Consider the following 19,346-nt stretch of genomic DNA (forward strand, 5'->3'; position numbering starts at 1 on the left):
GTCGTCACGGGTGCGGTCGTCGGTCGGACGGGCGCCGGCGCCGGCGTGGGCGCCGTTGTCGCTCGGACGGGCGCCGGGCGGGGCGTCGCGGGGGCGGGGGTCGGGGCGGGCGCGGGCGTCGTCGCCGGGGCGGGCTCCGGCGTCACCGGCCGGGCCAGGTATTCGGCGATGGTCGGCGGGCCGCTGTTCAGGTCCCGGGTCAGATCGGTGGCGGGACGCGTGGACGCCGGCGGAGTCTGCGGCGCCGCCCGGGCGGGGGCCGGGACGGAGGCGGTCCCGGCAAGCAGGACGGCGGCGGCGGTGAGGACGGTTCTTTTCATGGCGTCGACCTTCTCCCTTCAGCCCGCGAACGGCAAGGCCCTGAGCCCCCAGGCGACGACCGCCGTCACCGTCGCGGCCGCGGCGGCGAGGCCAAAGAACCAGGCCAGCCGCCTCCACAGCGGCCCCGGCTCGGCGCCCGGCCCGGGCGGAGGGACGGGTCTAATGATGATAGCCGGTCTCCTCGCTGATCTTGCCGCGGAAAACCCAGTAGACCCAGCCGGTGTAGGCCAGGATCAGCGGCAGGATGACCGACGTGCCGACCAGCATCAGGCCCAGGGCGTTGTCCGGCGCCGCCGCCTGCCGGAAGTCGATGTCGTAGGGGACGATGGTCGGCATGAAGCTGGCCGCCAGGCCCATGTAGCCGGACAGGAAGACCGCCAAGGCGCCGGCGAAGGGCCAGCGGTGCGAGCCGCGCCGGGCCATGACGGCCACGAGCGCCAGACCCGCCAGGCCGAGCGCGGGAATGAGCAGCAGGGGCGTCAGCACGCTCCAGTCGACGGTCAGGCTCCCGCCGGCGCCGAACCCCCACCGCTCCGCGATGCGCGGGTGGACGAACAGGGTGGCGACGCTGACGGCCGCCAGAAGCGCGCCGACCGCGGCGGCGGCGGCCAGGGTCCAGCGCCTGGCGTCGCCGTGAAGATTGTCGGTCGTCTTCATCATCAGCCAGGCGCCGCCGAGCAGGGCGTAGCCGGCCACGACGCCGGCCGCGACCAGCAGGGTGTAGGGCGTCAGCCAGTCGAAGGTCCCGCCGGCGAAGCGCTGGTTCTCGACCGTGACGCCCTGGATGAAGCCGCCGAGGATCAGGCCCTGGGCCACCGCCGTCAGGATCGAGCCGCCGGCGAACATCTGGGTCCAGAATTTGCGGCCCCGGTTGCGGGCCCGGAAGCGGAACTCGAAGGCCACGCCCCGGAGGATCAGACCGGCCAGCATCAGCAGGACCGGCAGGTAGAGGGCGGGCATCAGCACGGAATAGGCCAGCGGGAAGGCGGCGAGCAGCCCGCCGCCGCCCAGCACCAGCCAGGTCTCGTTGCCGTCCCAGACCGGGGCGATGGTGTTCATCATCACATCGCGCTCCTCCTTCGACCGCGCGAAGGGAAACAGGATGCCGACGCCGAGATCGAAGCCGTCGAGGGTGACGTAGAGCAGGACCGCCACGGCGATCAGGCCGGCCCAGATCAGCTGCAGGTCGAGCATCATCCGCCCTCCCCCGGCGTGGTGTTTTCCGGCGCCCTGGCCAGAGGCGAGCCCGGCGCGCGGTCCTGGGGCGGCGCGGGCTCGGCCAGGGCGGCCACGGGTCCCTCGGCCATCAGCCGCAGGATGAAGATCGCCCCGGCGCTGAAGACGATGGCGTAGACGATCATGTAGGCGATCAGGCTGGTGGCCACCTCGCCGGCGGTGACCGGCGAGAGGGCGTCGCGGGTGCGCAGGACGCCGTAGACGACCCAGGGCTGGCGCCCGACCTCGGTGACCATCCAGCCGGCGAGGACGGCGATGAAGCCGGCCGGCCCCATGGCGACGCAGAAGCGCAGGAACCAGCGGCTCTCGAACAGACGCCGGCGCCAGAGCAGCACGGCGCCGACCCCGCCGAGCAGGATCATCAGCAGGCCGAGGCCCACCATGACGCGGAAGCCGAAGAAGGGGATGAAGGGCGGCGGCTGGTCCTCGCGCGGGACCGCGTCGAGGCCCTGGATGACCTCGTCCCTCGGCACGTTCTGGATCCAGTTGCCGACGCCGGGAAGGGCCACCTCCAGATGGTTCGTCTGCGCCTCGCGGTCGGGAATGCCGAACAGCACCAGCGGCTGGTCGGCGCGGCTCTCCCAGTAGCCCTCGATGGCGGCCAGTTTCGACGGCTGATATTCGTGCGCCACCTCGCCCGACCAGTGGCCGGCAAGGAGCTGCAGCGGGGCGAGGACCGCGATCAGGCCGAGGGCCATGACCAGAGAGATGCGGCTTTCGGTCCAGCCCGCGACGGGCGGTCCGGCGCGTTCCTTCAGCACCCGGTACGCCGAGGCGGCGCCGACCACCAGGCCGGTGGTCAGGAAGGCCGCCAGCAGCATGTGCGTGAGCCGGGACGGGAAGCTGGGATTGAAGATGACCTGCCAGTAGTCGGTCGCCTGGAACCGGCCGTCAGCCATGATCTCGAAGCCCTGCGGCGTCTGCATCCAGCTGTTGGCGGACAGGATCCAGAAGGCCGAGATGGTGGTGCCGACGGCGACGAGCACGGTGGCGAGGAAGTGCAGGCGCGGCCCGACCTTCTTCCAGCCGAACAGCATGACCCCGAGGAAGGACGCCTCGAGGAAGAAGGCGGTCAGCACCTCATAGGCCAGCAGCGGCCCGATGACGCCGCCGGTCAGGCGGATGAACTCGGACCAGTTGGTGCCGAACTGGTAGCTGAGCACCACGCCGGAGACGACGCCCATGCCGAAGCTGAGGGCGAAGATCTTGACCCAGAACAGGTAGAGCACCTTGAAGGCGTCCCGCTTCGTCCAGAGCCACAGGCCCTCGAGCACGGCGAGGAAGGCCGCCAGGCCGATGGTGAAGGCCGGGAACAGGATGTGGAAGGCGATGGTGAAGGCGAACTGCAGTCGCGACAGCAGCAGCGCATCGAATTCCACGGCGGACCCCTGTGAATGCCCTTGGCTGACCGCGGGCTACACCCACGGCAGCGCCCGGTCGACGCGCCTTCCGTCGCGCGTCGGAACGCCGCAAACCGGGAAAGGGTCCGTCAGGCGGTTCTGTCAGGCGGCGGGGAGTTCGACCCAGAAGGCGGCGCCCTCGCCGGGGGTGGAGACCACCCCGATCGTACCGCCCTGCAATTCGACCAGCCGTTTGGCCAGGGCCAGGCCGATGCCGTGGCCCTCGACCGTGGACCGCTCGAGGCCAAGCCGGTTGAACGGCTCGAACAGCTGGGCCTGCTTCTCGGGCGACAGGCCGGGACCGCGATCGATGACCTCGATGCGGACGCCGTCGTAGATCCTGCTGGCGCGGAAGACGACCAGCCCGCCGGCCCCGCCGTATTTGACGGCGTTCGACGCCAGATTGGAAATCACCTGGGTGAGCCGCTGGGAATCGGCCAGGGCGATCAGGCCGTCGCCCTCGCTGACCACATGCATGCGGATGCTGGCGGCCTCCGGCCGAAGGGCGGTGGCGCGGCGCACGTCCTCGAGCACGCCGGGGACGTCCGTCGGGCGCAGCTCGACCTTGACCGCCCCGGACTCCGCGCGCGCGACGTCCAGCAGGTCATGGGCGAGGGCCTCCACCTGACGGGCCGTCTTGACCAGCATCTCGGCCATCTCGGCCTGGGTCGGGTTGACCGGTCCCAGTTGTCCGGTCTTCCACAGCTCGCCGATGCCGATGACGCCGCCGATGGGGCTCTTGATCTCATGGGCGACGTTGGCGAGCAGGCGCGACTTCGCCTCGGAGGCCTGTTCGGCCCGCAGCTGACCGGCCTTGGCCCGGTCGGACAGCCGGTCCCGCTCCTCCAGCAGCGAGGCGACCAGCAGGATCGGCATGCAGCCGAGCAGAACCATCAGCTGGGCCAGAAGCGCCTGATCGGCGAGGGCCGGACCGGCCGTGATGAACGGACCCCGTCCCATCATGGCGCCTCCGACGGCGGTGATCGCGACGATCACCAGCGCCGCGGCGACGCCGAGCACGCGGAACCGCGCCGCGAACAGGATCAGCATCGGAACGACGACGAAACCGGCCTGAACCTGCGACTGGAAGAAGACGCCGGCGCAGACCACCGCCAGCAGGGCCAGCAGCGCGACGGCTTCGGCCGCCCGGAAGGGATTGCGCAGCATGACCAGGTGGCGCCGGGTCAGGGAGAGGCCGAAGGAGCCGATCACGGCGATGCCGAGGGCGTGCCCGAACCACCAGGTCTGGAAGGAGTGCAGGACGTCGGCGCCGTTGATCATGTACAGGGCGCCCGCGGTGATCGCGGCGGCGGGGATGGGGGCGATCACGGCCGCGCTGAGCAGGAATCGGCAGGCGCCCTCGACCGTCGCCAGGTTGAGGGTCGGCGCGAATCGTCGGGCCAGCCAGACGGCCCCACCGATCTCGATCATGTTGATGACGGTGAACATCGCGCTGAGCGTGTAGGAGTTGCCCGCCAGCAGCTCGCCGGCGGCGATGCCGGTCGCCAGCAGTCCGCCGAAACAGAGGTCGTAGGACGGCCCGCGCGCGTTCCTGAGCCAGACCGCGACGGCGAGGCCGCCCGCGCCCCAGAGGGCGGCGACGAGGCCGGCGGTGCGGGCGAAATGGATGCACAGCACGACCAGGACCAGCACGGCCATGGCGGTGAAGATCGGGGCCAGCGGCTCCCGGAAGAAGGCCGCGGCGCCGTTGATGACGATCGGCGCATCCGGGCGCGGCTTCGGTGCGGCCTCGGGGGCCGCAACCGGTTCGGATGGATCGAGCGCGCGGCTCATGAGCATTTCGATTCCGGGGCAAGGCGGCCTTGTCTTCCGGTGTCCTTAGCCCACGGCTTACTAATATCCCCTGAAGGTCAGCCGCTCGCGGCGAGCGCCTGGTTGAACGCCCGCACCGCCGCCGCGGGCCCTTCGGGGCGGTTCCAGACGGCGGAACTGACGGCGACGAAATCCGCCCCCGCCCGCGCCAGATCGCCGGCGTTGGCGGGCGTGATTCCGCCGATGGCGACGCAGGGAATCTCGACCGTCTCCTGCCAGATGGTCAGGATCTCGGGGTCGGGCCGATGGTGGGTTTCCTTGGTCGTGGTGGGGAAGAAGGCCCCGAAGGCGACGTAGTCGGCCCCCGCCTCGGCCGCATCCATGGCCAGTTCGCGGCTGTCATGGCAGGTCACGCCGATCATCGCCTCCGGACCCATCAGCCGCCGCGCCTCGGCCAGGGAGGCGTCGGACTGGCCCAGATGCACCCCGTCGCACCCGGATCGCGCGGCCAGGTCGGGCCGGTCGTTGAGAATCACCGCGACCCCGCGGGCGCGGGCGATCGGGGCCAGGGCTTCGACCGCGGCCAGGATGGCGGCGTCATCGGCCGGCTTGAGACGGATCTGCAGGGCGGCCACGTCGCCGGCGGCCAGGGCAGCCTCCAGATCGGCCGCGAAGACGGTCAGGTCCGCGATCCGCGGCGGGGTGATCAGATACAGCCGGCAGGGCGGGCGCGGCGGGACGACGGGTTCTTTGGCCATGCCGGGGAAGTGCGGCGGCGGCGACCGTGCGTCAATCCCCGGGTCTCGGCGCCGGGGCGAAGTTCACGCGGCCGATTTCGCGCACGCCGCCCGCCTCGAGCCGGCCCTCGACCAATTCGTAGCCCAGCAAGGCGAAGACGCGGCCACGCAGGAAGATGGGCCGGGCGTTGCCGTACCAGTCGGCGCAGGAGGCCACGCAGGCGTCGTCCACCGCGCCGTCCGCCTGCGACACGAGGCGGCCGAGGGGCGACAGCCGACGCGCCTCGCGGCGCAGGAACAGCATGTCGGCGGCGCTGCTGAACAGATAGTCGTGGCGACCGGAGACCGCGCGGTTGACAGGCAGGCCCAGCGTGCCGGAGGCGCCGTCGCGGCTGCCCGGATCGGGGCGATAGAAGAAGCCGTGGCTGCGGCTCTCGGACTCGCCCGCGGCCTGGGCGACGTAGCGGTCGGCGAGACGAGGTCTGCCCGACAGGTCGACGGTGGTGAAGGCCACCTCGTCGTCGCCGGACACGATGAGCGCGTCGGCGCCGATGGCTTCCAGACGGGTCACCGGCTCGGCGAAGGGGAAGGTCTCGATCCGTCCGCCCGCCACCGGCACGACCATGACGGAGCTGGTGCTGGTCCCGGCCTCATAGCTCCACGCATCGCTGCTGAGCAGCAGATGGTCGCCGACGAAGCGGTTGTGGCTTTCGCCGTCTCCGGGAAGGTCGGGCAGGAAGCGGTAGTCGCGGGCCGGCGCCTCGCGCGAACCGTTTCCGAACCGGCCAAGAGGCAGACGCAGCAAGGCGGGAGCGCCGTCGGTGAACTCCGGCCGCCACATCTCGTCGCCGCCGCCTTCCGAGAACACCACGACCTCGATCAGGTCGTGCTCGAGGTCCTCGCGGAATGAGAACTGATCCATCGGTGCGCCGCGCGTGAGCACCGCCTGCGGACGCGAGCCGTTCAGCGGGATCCGGTAGAGCGAGGACTCCGCCACGCCGTCGCGGGCGTTCTCCTGCCACGACCGCCAAGCGTCGGCGGTCCACAGATAAACGGCCTCTGACGAGACGTAGAAGGTCCGCCCCTCGGGGCCCAGGACCACCGTCGCCTCGCAGGTCAGCTCCGGCGCGGTCAGATCGCAGCGGCTGACCGTGTGCAGGGCCTCGATCTCGCCGTCCTCGGAACGCCGGAGCTGCGGCGCGATGAAGACCTCTCGCGGACCCGCGATCCGTTTGAACGGCGCGCCCGCGTCACCCGTCCAGCGGCGCACGCCCGGCAGCATGTCGAGGGGATCGTCATGCCAGGCGATGTCCAGCGGCGCATAGAGGACCAGCTGGTCGCCGATCAGGCGCGAGGCGTAGTTGCGCGAGGAATAATAGTCGTTGGAGCGCATGTGGTACGCGTCGCGGAAGGTTCAGGCGACCGTCCATCGAAATGCGGAAACGGCTGACCTCGGTCCCGCCGCGGCCGTAGCTGTAGCCGATGACGACCACCTGATCGCCGGAGACGAGCATCTCGTCGTACCAGTCGCCGCTGGCGTCGGCTTCGGGTGGGTAGGCGTTGATCGCATCCACCGGCCGCAGGCCGCCGCCGGCGGTTGAGACGGTGAACAGCCGGCCGCGGCGCAGAATGACGAGATGATCGCCGTGCACCTTGACGATGCCGCCCTCGTCGACGCCGACCACCTGGGTGTTGGTGATGGAAGGTTCGGCGGCGCGGCTGCCGGTGAGGACGATCTCCTCGACCTGCAACGACGCCCCGTCATTCATCGCGGCCGCGGGCGCGGGCAGCGCCATCATCGGCGCCGGCGGCGGCGGCGGGACGACCAGGGGAGGCGGTGAGGGCTCATATGGATAAGCCAACTCGCGGCCGTCATGGACGCGGGATTGCAGAAAGCTGCGGAGTTGCGCCTCGGAGCGGAACGGGCTCAGGCCCTCGTCAGGTGTCTGGGCCGCCGCACCGGCGTTCGCGCCCCACAGGCCGACGGCGGCGATGACCGCCCCGAACGCCGCCCTTCCCCACGCCTTGTTCCCGGACATCGCGCGCTCCCTGCTTGGAAACAAGCTGAGCAGACGCGGTTAGGGTCCACAACCATCGAAACCTGACGGCCACGCTGCGAACGACTTGCATTCGCCGCGGCTCTGCTGCTATAGCGAACCATTCGCAATCTCTCGCGGGTTCGCCCCTTGTACGTCTGCAACTGCAACGGCCTTCGCAAGCGTGACGTCGCCTCGGCCATCGAGGCGGGCGCGACGCGTCCGCGCGACGTCTTCGTGCGCCACCAGTGCACGGCCCAGTGCGCCAAATGCGTCTGCGAGATGCGCGAGATGATCCAGCAGAACCGCCAGGCCTTCGCCCTCGCGGCGGAATAGGCCCCTCCCCGCCAAGGGGAGATTCATTCGCATTTTCAATGTACTGAGAAGTGTTCGCAGGTGAACACAAGGCCTGATTCCGTGTTAATTGACGGCTGACAGGCGCGCGTGATTCAGACCGTCAGGCCGACGGACGCACCCGCGGACGGAAGAACGACGATGAAGGGCGATCCCGCGATCATCCGCACCCTCAATGCGGTGCTGACCAACGAGCTGACGGCGGTCAACCAGTACTTCCTGCACGCCCGGATGTTCGAGAGCTGGGGCCTGAAGCACCTCGGCCAGATCATCTACGACGAGTCGATCGGCGAGATGAAACACGCCGACAAGCTGATCAAGCGGGTGCTGTTCCTCGACGGCCTGCCCAACCTGCAGGACCTGCACAAGCTGAAGATCGGCGAGAGCGCGGTCGAATGCCTGGGCGCGGACCTGTCGCTGGAACTGGGCGGACGCGACACCCTGCTGGCCGGCATCGCCCAGTGCGAGGCGGGTTCGGACTTCATCAGCCGCCAGATCCTGACCGAGATCCTCGCCGACACCGAGGAGCACATCGACTTCCTCGAGGCGCAGCACAAGCTGATCGAACAACTGGGCGAGCAGAACTACCTGCAGTCGGCCATGACCGAGATCGCGCCGGACAAGAGCGCCACCGGGAACTGAGCCCCCTCCCCGCCCATTCCGGTCCCGACAGGAGGGTTCGGCATGGCCAGCATCGACAACGCCCTGGAAGACGCGCGCGAGGCGGCGACGGACTTCCTCAACGCCGGGGACCGGCATCCCGGCCATGTGCTGATCGGCGTGGCGCTGACAGTCGGCTTCGCCCTGGCGGCGACGGCCTTCGCCACCCGGGCCGTGCGGCCCCGGCCGCAATACCTGGCCGACGACGACGCGCCCATCACCGAGCGGCCGCGCGGGCCGCTGAGCCTGATCCTGCCCGCGGTGTTCTCGGTCACCACCCTGTCGGCGGTGCGGGTGTGGAACGCCCCGCCCGCCCGCGAACGGACCGTGGCCATGACCCTGTGGGCCGGGGCGCAGGCGCTGAACGCGGTGTGGATTGCGCTGCGCCCGGCCAGCCGCACCATGCAGATCGCGGCGGCCATGTCGTCGGCGGGACTGGCGGCCGCCTTCGCCCACGAGGCGCGCAAGCTGGACGCCCGGGCCGGCAAGCTGGCCGCGCCGAGCGGCGGCAGCGTGCATCTGGCGAACATGGTGCAGAAGAGGGCCGACGGCCGGCCGACGGTGCACTGAAGGGCGGCCGCCGCCCTCTTTCTGCTATCGTCATCCTCCGCCGACCTGCAAAGGTCGCCTTCGGCGCCGCTGGGTCCCCCGGTCGCGGCGCTTAAGCGCCTTGCCGGAGGATGACGATAGCGGTGGCATGGTCGCCGCGCCTTGCCGGATGCCCCTTCATCCTCTAGGGACTGCGCCCGTTCGCGCGCCATCGCAGGCTGCGCCCACTCCCTTCCGAGACAGCGATGAAGATCAACGGCAACACCATCAAGCCCGGCATGGTCCTGCAAGTGAACGGCGGCCTCTGGGTCGTCACCAAGGCCAGCCACGTCAAGCCGGGCAAGGGCGGCGCCTTCGCCAACGTCGAGGCCAAGAACCTCGAGACCGGCAACAAGCTGAACGAACGCTTCCGGTCCGAGGACAAGGTCGAGCGCGTGACGCTGGAGCAGAAGGACTTCTCGTACCTCTATGACGGCGGCGACAGCCTGGTGTTCATGGACGACAGCAACTACGAGCAGATCGAACTGCAGAAGGACTGGGTCGGCGAAGACCGCATCCCCTATCTGCAGGAGGGCATGAAGGTCGTCATCGAGATGCACGACGACCGCCCGATCGGCCTGACCCTGCCGGACCAGGTCAACCTGGAAGTCGTCGAGACCGAGCCCACGGTGAAGGGCCAGACGGCCTCGTCGTCCTACAAGCCGGCGATCGCCAACAACGGCGTGCGCATCATGATCCCGCCCTACATGGGCGTCGGCGAGAAGATCGTCGTCGACACCACCACCGGCGAATACGTCCGCCGCGCCGAATAGGCCGACCGACGGCACCACCGGAGGCGCGATCCTGCGCCTCCATGACCTTCTCCGACTGTCCGGGGCGCTCCAGAAATGGGGGCCCTTGAAGGACTTTCGGACCAGGAGATCCCCATGGCCCTCGCCTCCGCCCTCGTTTCCGTCATGATCGACGCGGTCCGCAAGACCGCCCGGCCGATGCTGCGCGACTTCGGCGAGGTCGCCCAGCTGCAGGTGTCGCGCAAGGGACCGGGCGACTTCGTCACCGCGGCCGACATCCGGGCCGAGGACACCCTGTACGAACTGCTGATGAAGTCCCGCCCCGGCTACGGCTTCCTCGGCGAGGAGCGCGGGCTGATCGAAGGCACCGACAAGTCGCACATGTGGATCGTCGACCCGATCGACGGCACCACCAACTTCATGCACGCCATGCCGCACTTCGCCATCACCGTGGGGCTGCAGCGGACCGCGCCGGACGGCCATTCCGAGATCGTCGCGGGGGTGACCTACAACCCGGTCATGAACGAGCTGTTCTGGGCCGAGAAGGGCAAGGGCTGCTACCTCAACGACCAGCGCATCCGCGTCGCGGGGCGCAAGAATCTGTCGGAGAGCCTGATCGCCACCGGCCTGCCGTTCATCGGCAAACCGGGGCACGCGCAGGCCATCAAGGACATCCACGCCATCGGCCAGCGGGTGGCGGGCATCCGCCGTCTGGGCTCGGCGGCGCTGGACTTCGCCTGGGTCGCGGCGGGGCGGTACGACGCCTATTACGAACGCAATCTGCAGCCGTGGGACGTGGCGGCGGGCATCCTGTTCGTCACCGAGGCGGGCGGCGTGGTCACCACCATCGACGAGGACGGCGACCCGATGACGGGCGGCCAGATCCTGGCCTCGAACAGCGACCTGCACCCGCAACTGCGCAAGGTGCTGCGCGGGTAGTCCGTCCGGGCCCTGTCGCCGGGGCGTGATCCGGATCATGCTGGCGGCATGACGCGTCGGACGGCTCCGCTGATCATCGCCCATCGCGGCGCCTCCGGCGAACGCCCCGAGCACACGCGCGCGGCCTATGAGCTGGCCGTCGACCAGGGCGCGGACTTGATCGAGCCCGATCTGGTCATGACCCGCGACGGCGCGCTGGTGGTCCGGCATGAGAACGAGATCGGCGGGACCACTGACGTGGCGGACCATCCGGAGTTCGCGGACCGGCGCGCCGCGAAAACCATCGACGGCTGGACCACCGAGGGCTGGTTCACCGAGGACTTCACCCTCGCCGAGCTGAAGACCCTGCGCGCCCGCGAGCGCCTGCCGGCGCTGCGCCCCGCCAACACGGCCTTCGACGGGCGGGAGCCGGTGCTGACCTTCGACGAGGTGCTGGAGATCGCGCGTGCGGGCTCGGCGCGGACGGGCCGGGTCATCGGGGTGGCGCCGGAGCTGAAGCATCCCTCGTATTTCGCCGCGGCGGGCCTGCCGATGGAGGACGCCTTCGTGGCGGCGCTGGAACGGCGGGGGCTGACCGGGACGGAGGCGGCAGTGCTGGTGCAGTGTTTCGAGGTCGGGACGCTGCGGCGGCTGCGGGCGCGGATCGATGCGCCCCTGCTGCAACTGGTCGCGGCGGGCGGCGGGCCGGCGGACCGGCCCGACCTGACCTGGGCGGCGATGTGCACGCCGGAAGGGCTGGCGGAGGTGGCGGTCTATGCGGACTGGATCGGCGCCGACACGGCCCTGATCGAGCCCCGCCCGGGGAAGGCCTCGGCCCTGATCGCCGACGCCCATGCGGCGGGGCTGAAGGTCGCCGGCTGGACCTTCCGGGCCGAAAACCTGTTCCTGCCGGAGATCGACCGGATCGGCGGGGATCCGGCGGCGCACGGGCGGCTGCGCGAGCGGTTGGCCCGGTTCGCGGGGCACGGGCTGGACGCGGCGTTTATGGATCAGCCGGGGCTGGCGAGGGAATAGCTCCCTGCTTTCGTCATTCCGGGCGAAGCGCAGCGGAGACCCGGAACCCGGCGGCGCGCGCGAGCGCGAACCTGTCGGGAGCACTACTGCGCGCCTTCCGAACCCGGTGTTTCGCCGCCGTCGCGGCGCCGCCGGGTTCCGGGTCTGCGGCTCGCTGCGCGAGCCTTCGCCCGGAATGACGAAAGCAGAAAGAGCGACGTCGGCCGCCTACCCCGCGATCTGGCCGAAGTCCGCCACCCGACCCATGACCGCGCGGACTTGTCCCAGCAATTTCAAACGGTTGTCGCGTTCCGCCGGCACGTCGGAATTGACCAGCACGGCGGTGAAGAAGGCGTCGACCGGGGCGCGCAGGGCGGCGAGCGCCTGCATGGCGGCGGCGAAGTCCTCGGCCTCCAGCGCCGCGTCAACGGCGGTGGCGGCGGCGGCGGCGGCGAAGGCCAGGGCGGTCTCCTCGGCCGGCTGGCCGGGCAGGCCGGTCTCGACCATGCCCTCGGGCACGGGGCCCTTCTTCTCCTCGGCCTTGAGGATGTTTGAGGCGCGCTTGTAGCCGGCCAGCAGATTGGCTCCGTCGTCGGTGGCGAGGAAGGCGTCGAGCGCCTCGACCCGCCGCACGATGCGGACGAGGTCGTCGTCGCCGAGCGCGAACACGGCGTCGACGAGGTCGTGACGCTTGCCCTGGTCGCGGAGGAGGACCTTCAGGCGGTCGGCGAAGAAGGCGAGGAGGTCCGAGACGATCGATTGCGGGGCCGGGAGGTCGCCCCCGCCCGCGACGAGTTGAAGGCCCGTGACCTGATCCGCTTCCAGTTCCTTCGCGGTGGCGACACCTGAAGTCGACACGCCGCCGTCTTCGAACCGATGCAGCACATCCAGTGTCCGGCTGACGTTGGTAAGACCGAACAAGCCACCGAACGCCACCAGACCAAGCGGTGCCCGCACCTCATTCTCCAGCACCAGCCGGATCACGCCCAGCGCCGCCCGCCGCAACGCGAACGGGTCCTTCGAGCCGGTCGGCTTCTCGTCGATGGCGAAGAAGCCGACGAGGGTGTCGAGCTTGTCGGCCAGCGCGACGGCGACGGTCAGGGGCGCGGTCGGGACGGTGTCGGCGGGGCCCTGCGGCTTGTAGTGGTCGCGGATTGCGGCGGCCAACGCCTCTCGATAGCCCTCCCCTCGAGGGGGAGGGTTGGGTGGGGTGGAGGCAGACTGCTGGTCGGCGGGCGCGGATGGGCTCGGGCGGTCGGGCGACGACGCCTCCTGCGCCATGTCCTGAGGCGATGTGCCTCCACCCCATCCCAACCCTTCCCCCTCGAGGGGAAGGGCTTTCGCGTAATAGCCGCCCATCACGCCCTGTAGCTCGGGAAATTCCCCGACCATGGCGCTGGCCAGATCCGCTTTCGAAAGCCGCGCTGCCTGCTCGGCCTGATCCGGGTCGGCGCCGACCAGGGGGGCGATCTCGCGGGCCAGGGCGGCGATGCGGTCGACGCGTTCGGCCATCGTGCCCAGTTTGGCGTGGAAGGTGACGCCCTCGAGCTTCTTCAGCCAGGCGTCGAAGCCGGTCTTGAGGTCCTCATCCCAGAAGAAGCGGGCGTCGTTCAGGCGGGCGGAGAGGACGCGGCTGTTGCCGGCGGCCAGGGCCGCGCCGCCGTCCGAGGCCTCGACGTTGGCGACGACCACGAAATGCGGGGCGAGGCCGTGCTTCGCGGGGTCGCGCACGGCGAAATATTTCTGGTGCACCTTCATCGACAGCCGGACCACCTCGGGCGGCAGGTCGAGGAACTGCGGGTCCATGTCGCCGAGGATGGGAGTCGGCCATTCGGCGAGACCGGCGACCTCGTCGAGCAGGCCGTCATCGTCGACGAGGGCCAGGCCCCGGTCGTGGCAGACGGCGCGGGCCGCCTCGAGGATGCGCAGCTTGCGGTCGGCGACGTCGAGGAGGACGAACTCGCGCTCCAGCCGATGGCGATAGTCGGCGAAGTCCTTCACCGCGAAAGGCTTGCCGGAGCCGAGGAAGCGGTGGCCCTCGGTCGTGTCGCCACTGCGGATCCCGTCGATGTCGAACGGAACCACATGGCCGTCGAACAGGGCGACGATCCGCTTGAGCGGGCGCACCCAGCGCAGCGCGCCTGAGCCCCAGCGCATCGACTTGGGCCACGGGAAGGTCCGCACGATCTGGTCGACCATGTCGGGAATCAGTTCGGCGGTCGCCCGGCCCTTGCTGCTGATCACGGCGAACAGGACGCCGTCGCGCTCGGTGAGCTGGTCGCGGGTCAGGCCGGTCTTGCGCAGGAAGCCGTCCAGCGCCTGTTCGGGCGCGTTGGCGCGGGGGCCCTTGAGCTCCTCCTCGCGGTCGGGCGTGGCGGCGGGCAGGCCCTCGACGACGAGGGTCAGACGGCGTGGGCCCGCGTAGGCGGTCAGGGCGTCGTACGTCAGGCCGGCCGCCTTGAGGCGGTCCGTGGCCATGCGCTCGAGGTCGCGCGCCGCGCCCTGCTGCATGCGGGCGGGGATCTCTTCCGAGAACAGTTCGAGGAGGAGTTGGGGCATTATCGGACGTCGTACCGTGGAGCTCCCTTCCCCCTGGAGGGGGGAAGGGTTGGGGATGGGGGTGGCGCCGTCGCCGCTACGATCTGTTCGACCACGGCCATGAGGTCGTCGCGGACCTGCTTCTCGGGGAAGCGGACGACACGGTAGCCGTTTTCATTGAGCCAGCGGGTGCGGGCGGCATCAGCGATCTGGCGTTCCGGCAGGTCGTGGAAGTAGCCGTCGATCTCGATGACCAGGCTGGAAGCGAAATGAACGAAGTCGGCGACGAACCGACCGATGGGCGCCTGACGACGAAAGTTCATCTTCCTCTTGCGCAGGGCCTCCCACAGGAGGCGTTCAGCGAAAGTCTGGTCGCGGCGCAGACGGCGGGCCCGGTCGATGCCGCCGGGCGCCACACGCCGGCGATCGCGCGGCGCGGACAGGCCGCCACCCCCATCCCCGGCCCTTCCCCCCTCCAGGGGGAAGGGGGCGATGTGGCGATCGTCTGTGGTCATGCTCTTTGGCGTTCCTGTTCGACCCACTCCGTCGCGCAGGCCTTGCACAGGTCGCGGATCCGCCCGATGTAGCTCTGGCGCTCGGCCACGGCGATGGCCCCGCGGGCGTCCATCAGGTTGAACAGATGGGAGGCCTTGAGGACCTGGTCGTAGGCGGGCAGGACCAGCGCCTGGTCCTGCGGGCCCTTCATGGCCAGCAGGCGCGAGACCTCGGCGACCATGTCCTCGAACCGGCGCTTCAGCCCGTCGACGTCGTAGCCGTGGAAGTTGGCCTCGGATTGCTGGCGCTCGTTCTCGAGGAAGACCTCGCCGTAGGTCAGGCCCTCTTTGGTGAACTTGAGATCATAGACGTTGTCGACGCCCTGGACATACATGGCCAGACGCTCCAGGCCGTAGGTCAGCTCGCCCGAGACGACGTCGACCTCGATGCCGCCGACGCCCTGGAAATAGGTGAACTGGGTCACCTCCATGCCGTCGCACCAGACCTCCCAGCCGAGCCCCCAGGCGCCGACCGTGGGGTTCTCCCAGTCGTCCTCGACGAAGCGGATGTCATGCAGCTTCGGATCGATCCCGATCGCCGCCAGCGACCCCAGATACAGCGCCTGCAGGTCATCCGGGTTTGGTTTTAAAATCACTTGGTACTGGTAATAGTGTTGTAATCTATTGGGATTTTCGCCGTAGCGGCCATCGCCGGGGCGGCGGCTGGGCTGGACGTAGGCGGCCTTCCACGGGCGCGGGCCGAGGGCGCGCAGCACGGTGGCGGGGTGCAGGGTGCCGGCGCCGACCTCGATGTCATAGGGCTGGAGGATCGCGCAGCCCTGATCGCCCCAGTATTTGTGAAGCGTCAGGATCAGGTCCTGGAAGGCGAGCGGTTCGGTGGTCACGGCGGGCTTTTTCGTCCGGGGAAGAAGGCCGCGGACCCTAGACGGCGAAGGTCCCACGGAAAAGCCCTCCCCTCGATGGGGAGGGTTGGGTGGGGTGGAGGCAGGATGGCGGCGGTTGGAGGGCGCGGATGGGCTCGGACGTAAGACGCCTCATGCGCCAGCTCTCCACACATCCTGCCCCCACCCCATCCCCCAACCCCTTCCCCCTCGAGGGGAAGGGGAGTCTTAAGGCAAGGCTGGTAAAGCCTGCCCCATGAAGCAGATCGACCAGATGCGCCGGCGGGCCGCGCGCTATCTCGACGTGGAGGCCGTGACGATTGCGCCGTCCACGGGCGTGTTCTCGTTGAGCTTCGACGACATCCCGGTCACCGCCTGGACCGAGGCCGGACCGGTGCTGGCGGAGCATGGGGTGAAAGCCACCTATTACGTCTGCGGCGGTCTGGCCGGCGGCGTGAACATGGACCGCGACCAGTTCCGGGTGGAGCATTTGCAGGCGCTGCACGCGGCGGGGCACGAGGTCGGCTGCCATACCTTCGGACACACCAGCGCGCTGAGGATGGACGCAGAGGCGCTGCGGCTGAGCCTCGACGCCAACGCGGCCTGGGTGGCGGAGCGGCTGGACGGGTACCGGATGACGACCTTCGCCTGGCCGTTCGGGGACGCGACCGTGGGGGCGAAGCGGGTGGTGCGCGAGCGGTTCGCGCTGGGCCGGGGCGTGCGCGACGGGATCAACGCCGGGCGAGAGGACCGGGCCCTGATCCGGTCGATCGGACTGGAGAGCCGGCGGTTGCCCGGGTACGACCTGGAGGGGCTGATGGCCGAGGCGGCGGCGGCGAAGGGCTGGCTGACCGCCTACGGCCACGACGTGTCCGACCGGCCGACGGACTACGGCTGCACGCCGGACGACCTCGACCGGGTGCTGCGGCTGGCGAAGGCGGCGGGGCTGGATGTGTTGCCGGTGAGCGCGGCGTGGGCGGTGGTGACCCACCCCTGATCGCTATCGTCATTCCGGGCGCACCCGGAACCCGGCGGCGCGCGTGAGCGCGAACCTGTCGGGAGCGCCGCTTCATCCATCTTTTCGCCTTCGCTGCGCTACGGCGCCGCTGGGTCCCGGATCGCGCCGCTGCGCGGCTTGTCCGGGATGACGAAAGCAGGAAGGGGTTACGCCGCCTCCCTCATCTCCGCCGCCTTGCGCGCATCCGCCCACCGGATCAGCGCGGCGCGCGGCCATGCGACGATCCACGAGCGGGCGGTGTATTCGCCCTTTTCGATCAGGGCGGCGCGGGTCGGGGAGCTGGTCGCGGCGCGCTGGGTGTGGATGTCGCCGGGGCCCTGGTGGATCATGAAGGCGCCGTGCCTGAGCGGATTGACCCGCAGGTAGGCCAGGCGCGGACTGATCTGCTCGAGCGGCGGGTCGTAGAACCACGACGACCCCAGCATGCCGGCCATCTCGGGGCGGCGTTTGAGGATTTCGGCGGCGGTGGCCCAGGCGCGGTCCCAGCCGGCCTCGTTGAAATCGGACAGTTCGCGGCTCTCGGTATGCACCTCCAGCCACGGCTTCCAGGCCTGGGCGGCGGCGTAGGCGGGGATCACCGACCAGCCCCAGCCCTCGCGGGCGTGGCGCAGCACCTGGCCCGGGCCCATCGGCGATGACAGGTCGATCATCTGGGTGCGGGCCCCGGGGACGCTGAGGACCAGCGAGATGCGCACGTCCTTGGCCCAGAAGTCGCGGTCGTAGGGATCGGCGGCGGCGCTCAGGAAGTCGGCGAGACGGCCGATCCACTCCGGATACAACTCCATCACCGCCGGCGGAAGGTCGGCGGCGGGAACGCGGGCCGGCATCTCCAGCGCCCAGAGGGCGACGAGGGCGCGGCGGTGGTCGTCGGTGAGGGCGGGGCCGAAGGCCGCCTGCAGCGCCTCTTCCGCCCGGTGACCCGGCTGGTCGAAATCCCAGTGTGGCGCGGAGGCGGCCGCCGCGTCGGCGGCGGCGTCCTTGAGCGCGTGCAGACGGACGCGATCGTCCGGAGAAACCCGGGCCAGAACGGCCTCGAAGGCGGCGATATGGGCGGGCGAGAGCGTTTCCATGCCGCCAGCGTACACAACAGCGGTTGGCCGACCGTTAAAGGCCCGGACGATGAAAGACGGCGGACCGGAGCCGCCGCCTCGTCAACGCATCGGGCCGATCAGTTCGGTCGCGGCGTCGCGGCCGGGTTGCCCGGGTCCTCGAAGTCGTCGATCTGGCCGTCGGTCGGATTGCGGACCGGCGGCGACGAGATGATGATCACCGTCGCGGGCTGCTGTCCGTTCGGGGCGGTATCACCCGGCCGGGCGGGACGGGTGACCGCGCCGGGCGGAACCGCGGAGGCCGGAGCGGCCGATTGGGCCGAAGCGGTCGGCGGGGCCGGAGGCGCCGGAGGAGGCATCGGGGCCTCGTCCTCCGCGGGGGGTGGAGTCTGGGGCGGGGTCTGGGCGATGGCGGCCGGGGCGGCCAGCACGGCCGTCACAGCCACGGCCATGAGAAGTTGTACCCGAAGCATGACAGTATCCCTTTTCCTCTTGCGATCGACCGCAACGTAAGATCGGGCGCGGTCATGAAGTGGGAATCCGCAACAATGAAACCGTGACGCCGTTCAGAGTTCCATGTTCGCCGAATGTCTCCGGGACACCACCCAGAAGCTTTTGAATGTCCCAAACCCACGACGCCCGAGCTTCACAATACATGGAGGAAGGGCGCGAAGCCTGAAGGGTCCCTAACCCAGGCTCGTGGCCCTGATCCACCAGCCCGGGCGGGCGGCCGACAGCGCGGCCTCGGCGGCGGCGGCTTCGGCGGCGGTTTCGAACAGGGCGAAGACGGTGGCGCCCGAGCCCGACATACGGACCAGTCGCACCCCCGGCAGGGCCGTCGCGGCGGCGATGACATCGGCGATCCGGGAGGCGCGGGCGATCGCGGGCGCCTGCAGATCGTTGCGCCGCCCGGCCAGCCAGTCGATCACCGCCGGAACCTCCCAGGAGGGCGGCGGCGGCGGGCGGTCAGCGGCGGCGACCGGCCCCGCGTCATAGGCGCGATAGACCTCGCCCGTCGGGGAGGCGACGCCCGGATTGATCAGCAGGGCGGCGAGGCGGGGCAGGCGGGGCTCGAACGTCAGACGATCGCCACGGCCTCCGGCCCAGGCGGTGCGCGCGTGCAGGCACATGGGTCCGTCGGCGCCGACGGTCGCGGCGACCCCGGCCAGGGCGTCGTCGTCGAGGTCGAGCCCGAGACCGTCCCGGGCGAGCTTGAGCGCCGCGCCCGCGTCGGACGAGCCGCCGCCGAGACCGGCCGCGATCGGCAGGCGTTTGTCGAGGGTGACGGCCAGCGGCGGATCGCCGATCCCGGCCGTCTCGCCGAGGGCGCGCAGGGCCTTCAGAACCAGATTGTCCCCCGGTCCCGTCAGACCGTCGGCGAAATCGCCTCCGACGGTCAGCGACAGGCGGTCCGAGGTCTCAACCGTGATCCGGTCGCCGACGTCGGCGAAGGCGACGAGGCTGGAAAGTGGATGGTAGCCGGCGCCGTCGACCGGTCCGACATGGAGGAACAGGTTGATCTTGGCCGGGGCGAGGGCCGAGCGCGCGGCCATGCC

General features: G+C 70.2%; 19 protein-coding genes and 1 pseudogene. 7 read left to right on the plus strand and 13 right to left on the minus strand.

What is annotated here, in order from left to right; all coding sequences use genetic code 11:
- From VEB62_RS11445 to VEB62_RS11475, 7 genes and pseudogenes are all read right to left on the minus strand, one after another.
- Positions 1-320, minus strand: a pseudogene (locus tag VEB62_RS11445) (hypothetical protein); the annotation flags it as partial.
- Between the two features lie 160 nt (positions 321-480).
- Positions 481-1,515, minus strand: coding sequence for a cytochrome d ubiquinol oxidase subunit II (gene cydB / locus VEB62_RS11450; RefSeq protein WP_324799549.1), 1,035 nt, complete (start codon positions 1,513-1,515; stop codon positions 481-483).
- Positions 1,515-2,936, minus strand: a complete 1,422-nt coding sequence (locus tag VEB62_RS11455) for a cytochrome ubiquinol oxidase subunit I (RefSeq protein ID WP_324799552.1) — start codon at positions 2,934-2,936, stop codon at positions 1,515-1,517. Before VEB62_RS11455 ends, cydB begins: the two co-directional genes overlap by 1 nt.
- Positions 2,937-3,059: 123 nt before the next feature.
- Positions 3,060-4,751 (minus strand): sensor histidine kinase, encoded by a 1,692-nt coding sequence (locus VEB62_RS11460; protein WP_324799555.1) that lies wholly within the window; start codon positions 4,749-4,751, stop codon positions 3,060-3,062.
- 77 nt (positions 4,752-4,828) lie between these two features.
- A complete protein-coding gene (gene thiE / locus VEB62_RS11465; RefSeq protein WP_324799557.1) occupies positions 4,829-5,488 on the minus strand; it encodes a thiamine phosphate synthase in 660 nt (219 codons plus the stop codon).
- A 31-nt stretch (positions 5,489-5,519) separates the two neighbouring features.
- Entirely contained in the window at positions 5,520-6,860 is a 1,341-nt protein-coding gene (locus VEB62_RS11470) for a hypothetical protein (RefSeq protein WP_324799559.1), read from the minus strand.
- Complete coding sequence (locus VEB62_RS11475; protein ID WP_324799562.1) at positions 6,763-7,506, minus strand: beta-propeller domain-containing protein; 744 nt, start codon at positions 7,504-7,506, stop codon at positions 6,763-6,765. The genes VEB62_RS11470 and VEB62_RS11475 overlap by 98 nt, the downstream gene beginning before the upstream one ends.
- A 147-nt stretch (positions 7,507-7,653) precedes the next feature.
- Between VEB62_RS11475 and VEB62_RS11480 the strand changes: the two genes are divergently transcribed.
- The 6 genes from VEB62_RS11480 to VEB62_RS11505 all read left to right on the plus strand — a co-directional run bounded on the left by VEB62_RS11480 (position 7,654) and on the right by VEB62_RS11505 (position 11,810).
- Positions 7,654-7,839, plus strand: coding sequence for a (2Fe-2S)-binding protein (locus tag VEB62_RS11480; protein WP_324799565.1), 186 nt, complete (start codon positions 7,654-7,656; stop codon positions 7,837-7,839).
- Between the two features lie 159 nt (positions 7,840-7,998).
- Entirely contained in the window at positions 7,999-8,499 is a 501-nt protein-coding gene (gene bfr / locus VEB62_RS11485; protein ID WP_324799568.1) for a bacterioferritin, read from the plus strand.
- Between the two features lie 42 nt (positions 8,500-8,541).
- Positions 8,542-9,087, plus strand: coding sequence for a TspO/MBR family protein (locus VEB62_RS11490; RefSeq protein WP_324799571.1), 546 nt, complete (start codon positions 8,542-8,544; stop codon positions 9,085-9,087).
- A gap of 224 nt (positions 9,088-9,311) precedes the next feature.
- On the plus strand, positions 9,312-9,878 hold the full coding sequence (efp, locus tag VEB62_RS11495; protein WP_324799573.1) for an elongation factor P: 567 nt from the start codon (positions 9,312-9,314) through the stop codon (positions 9,876-9,878).
- A gap of 114 nt (positions 9,879-9,992) precedes the next feature.
- Complete coding sequence (locus tag VEB62_RS11500; RefSeq protein ID WP_324799576.1) at positions 9,993-10,796, plus strand: inositol monophosphatase family protein; 804 nt, start codon at positions 9,993-9,995, stop codon at positions 10,794-10,796.
- 48 nt (positions 10,797-10,844) lie between these two features.
- Positions 10,845-11,810, plus strand: a complete 966-nt coding sequence (locus VEB62_RS11505) for a glycerophosphodiester phosphodiesterase family protein (RefSeq protein ID WP_324799578.1) — start codon at positions 10,845-10,847, stop codon at positions 11,808-11,810.
- A gap of 207 nt (positions 11,811-12,017) precedes the next feature.
- On the opposite strand, the gene glyS is transcribed toward VEB62_RS11505, so the two are convergent.
- From glyS to VEB62_RS11520, 3 genes are read right to left on the minus strand one after another with little or no spacing between them, the layout of a single operon-like run.
- On the minus strand, positions 12,018-14,348 hold the full coding sequence (gene glyS, locus VEB62_RS11510; RefSeq protein ID WP_324799581.1) for a glycine--tRNA ligase subunit beta: 2,331 nt from the start codon (positions 14,346-14,348) through the stop codon (positions 12,018-12,020).
- The gene (locus VEB62_RS11515) at positions 14,348-14,842 is read right to left on the minus strand and encodes an endonuclease domain-containing protein (RefSeq protein WP_324799584.1); all 495 of its coding nucleotides are present in this window, start codon (positions 14,840-14,842) and stop codon (positions 14,348-14,350) included. Before VEB62_RS11515 ends, glyS begins: the two co-directional genes overlap by 1 nt.
- A complete protein-coding gene (locus VEB62_RS11520) occupies positions 14,839-15,726 on the minus strand; it encodes a glycine--tRNA ligase subunit alpha (protein WP_324799587.1) in 888 nt (295 codons plus the stop codon). Before VEB62_RS11520 ends, VEB62_RS11515 begins: the two co-directional genes overlap by 4 nt.
- Before the next feature lie 253 nt (positions 15,727-15,979).
- Here VEB62_RS11520 and VEB62_RS11525 point away from each other — a divergent pair, with 253 nt between their 5' ends.
- Positions 15,980-16,720, plus strand: coding sequence for a polysaccharide deacetylase family protein (locus tag VEB62_RS11525; protein WP_324799589.1), 741 nt, complete (start codon positions 15,980-15,982; stop codon positions 16,718-16,720).
- Between the two features lie 167 nt (positions 16,721-16,887).
- On the opposite strand, the gene VEB62_RS11530 is transcribed toward VEB62_RS11525, so the two are convergent.
- From VEB62_RS11530 to VEB62_RS11540, 3 genes are all read right to left on the minus strand, one after another.
- Positions 16,888-17,811 carry a hypothetical protein gene (locus VEB62_RS11530; protein ID WP_324799591.1) on the minus strand — a complete coding sequence of 308 codons (924 nt, stop codon included), beginning with the start codon at positions 17,809-17,811 and terminating at the stop codon, positions 16,888-16,890.
- A 98-nt stretch (positions 17,812-17,909) separates the two neighbouring features.
- A complete protein-coding gene (locus VEB62_RS11535; RefSeq protein ID WP_324799594.1) occupies positions 17,910-18,263 on the minus strand; it encodes a hypothetical protein in 354 nt (117 codons plus the stop codon).
- Between the two features lie 213 nt (positions 18,264-18,476).
- Positions 18,477-19,343: a 4-(cytidine 5'-diphospho)-2-C-methyl-D-erythritol kinase gene (locus tag VEB62_RS11540; RefSeq protein WP_324799595.1), complete on the minus strand. Its 867-nt coding sequence runs from the start codon at positions 19,341-19,343 to the stop codon at positions 18,477-18,479.
- Positions 19,344-19,346: the final 3 nt, after the last annotated feature.

Source organism: Brevundimonas sp. (genome assembly GCF_035626975.1).
In the GTDB taxonomy this organism is placed as follows: domain Bacteria; phylum Pseudomonadota; class Alphaproteobacteria; order Caulobacterales; family Caulobacteraceae; genus Brevundimonas.

Bases quoted from the DNA above. Each gene is read 5' to 3' on its own strand.
- VEB62_RS11535 (WP_324799594.1), bottom strand. From the start codon at position 18,263: ATGCTTCGGGTACAACTTCTCATGGCCGTGGCTGTGACGGCCGTGCTG.
- VEB62_RS11460 (WP_324799555.1), bottom strand. From the start codon at position 4,751: ATGAGCCGCGCGCTCGATCCATCCGAACCGGTTGCGGCCCCCGAGGCC.
- thiE (WP_324799557.1), bottom strand. From the start codon at position 5,488: ATGGCCAAAGAACCCGTCGTCCCGCCGCGCCCGCCCTGCCGGCTGTAT.
- VEB62_RS11475 (WP_324799562.1), bottom strand. From the start codon at position 7,506: ATGTCCGGGAACAAGGCGTGGGGAAGGGCGGCGTTCGGGGCGGTCATC.
- efp (WP_324799573.1), top strand. From the start codon at position 9,312: ATGAAGATCAACGGCAACACCATCAAGCCCGGCATGGTCCTGCAAGTG.
- cydB (WP_324799549.1), bottom strand. From the start codon at position 1,515: ATGCTCGACCTGCAGCTGATCTGGGCCGGCCTGATCGCCGTGGCGGTC.
- VEB62_RS11470 (WP_324799559.1), bottom strand. From the start codon at position 6,860: ATGCGCTCCAACGACTATTATTCCTCGCGCAACTACGCCTCGCGCCTG.
- VEB62_RS11525 (WP_324799589.1), top strand. From the start codon at position 15,980: ATGAAGCAGATCGACCAGATGCGCCGGCGGGCCGCGCGCTATCTCGAC.
- VEB62_RS11515 (WP_324799584.1), bottom strand. From the start codon at position 14,842: ATGACCACAGACGATCGCCACATCGCCCCCTTCCCCCTGGAGGGGGGA.
- VEB62_RS11540 (WP_324799595.1), bottom strand. From the start codon at position 19,343: ATGGCCGCGCGCTCGGCCCTCGCCCCGGCCAAGATCAACCTGTTCCTC.
- VEB62_RS11500 (WP_324799576.1), top strand. From the start codon at position 9,993: ATGGCCCTCGCCTCCGCCCTCGTTTCCGTCATGATCGACGCGGTCCGC.
- bfr (WP_324799568.1), top strand. From the start codon at position 7,999: ATGAAGGGCGATCCCGCGATCATCCGCACCCTCAATGCGGTGCTGACC.
- VEB62_RS11490 (WP_324799571.1), top strand. From the start codon at position 8,542: ATGGCCAGCATCGACAACGCCCTGGAAGACGCGCGCGAGGCGGCGACG.
- glyS (WP_324799581.1), bottom strand. From the start codon at position 14,348: ATGCCCCAACTCCTCCTCGAACTGTTCTCGGAAGAGATCCCCGCCCGC.
- VEB62_RS11505 (WP_324799578.1), top strand. From the start codon at position 10,845: ATGACGCGTCGGACGGCTCCGCTGATCATCGCCCATCGCGGCGCCTCC.
- VEB62_RS11530 (WP_324799591.1), bottom strand. From the start codon at position 17,811: ATGGAAACGCTCTCGCCCGCCCATATCGCCGCCTTCGAGGCCGTTCTG.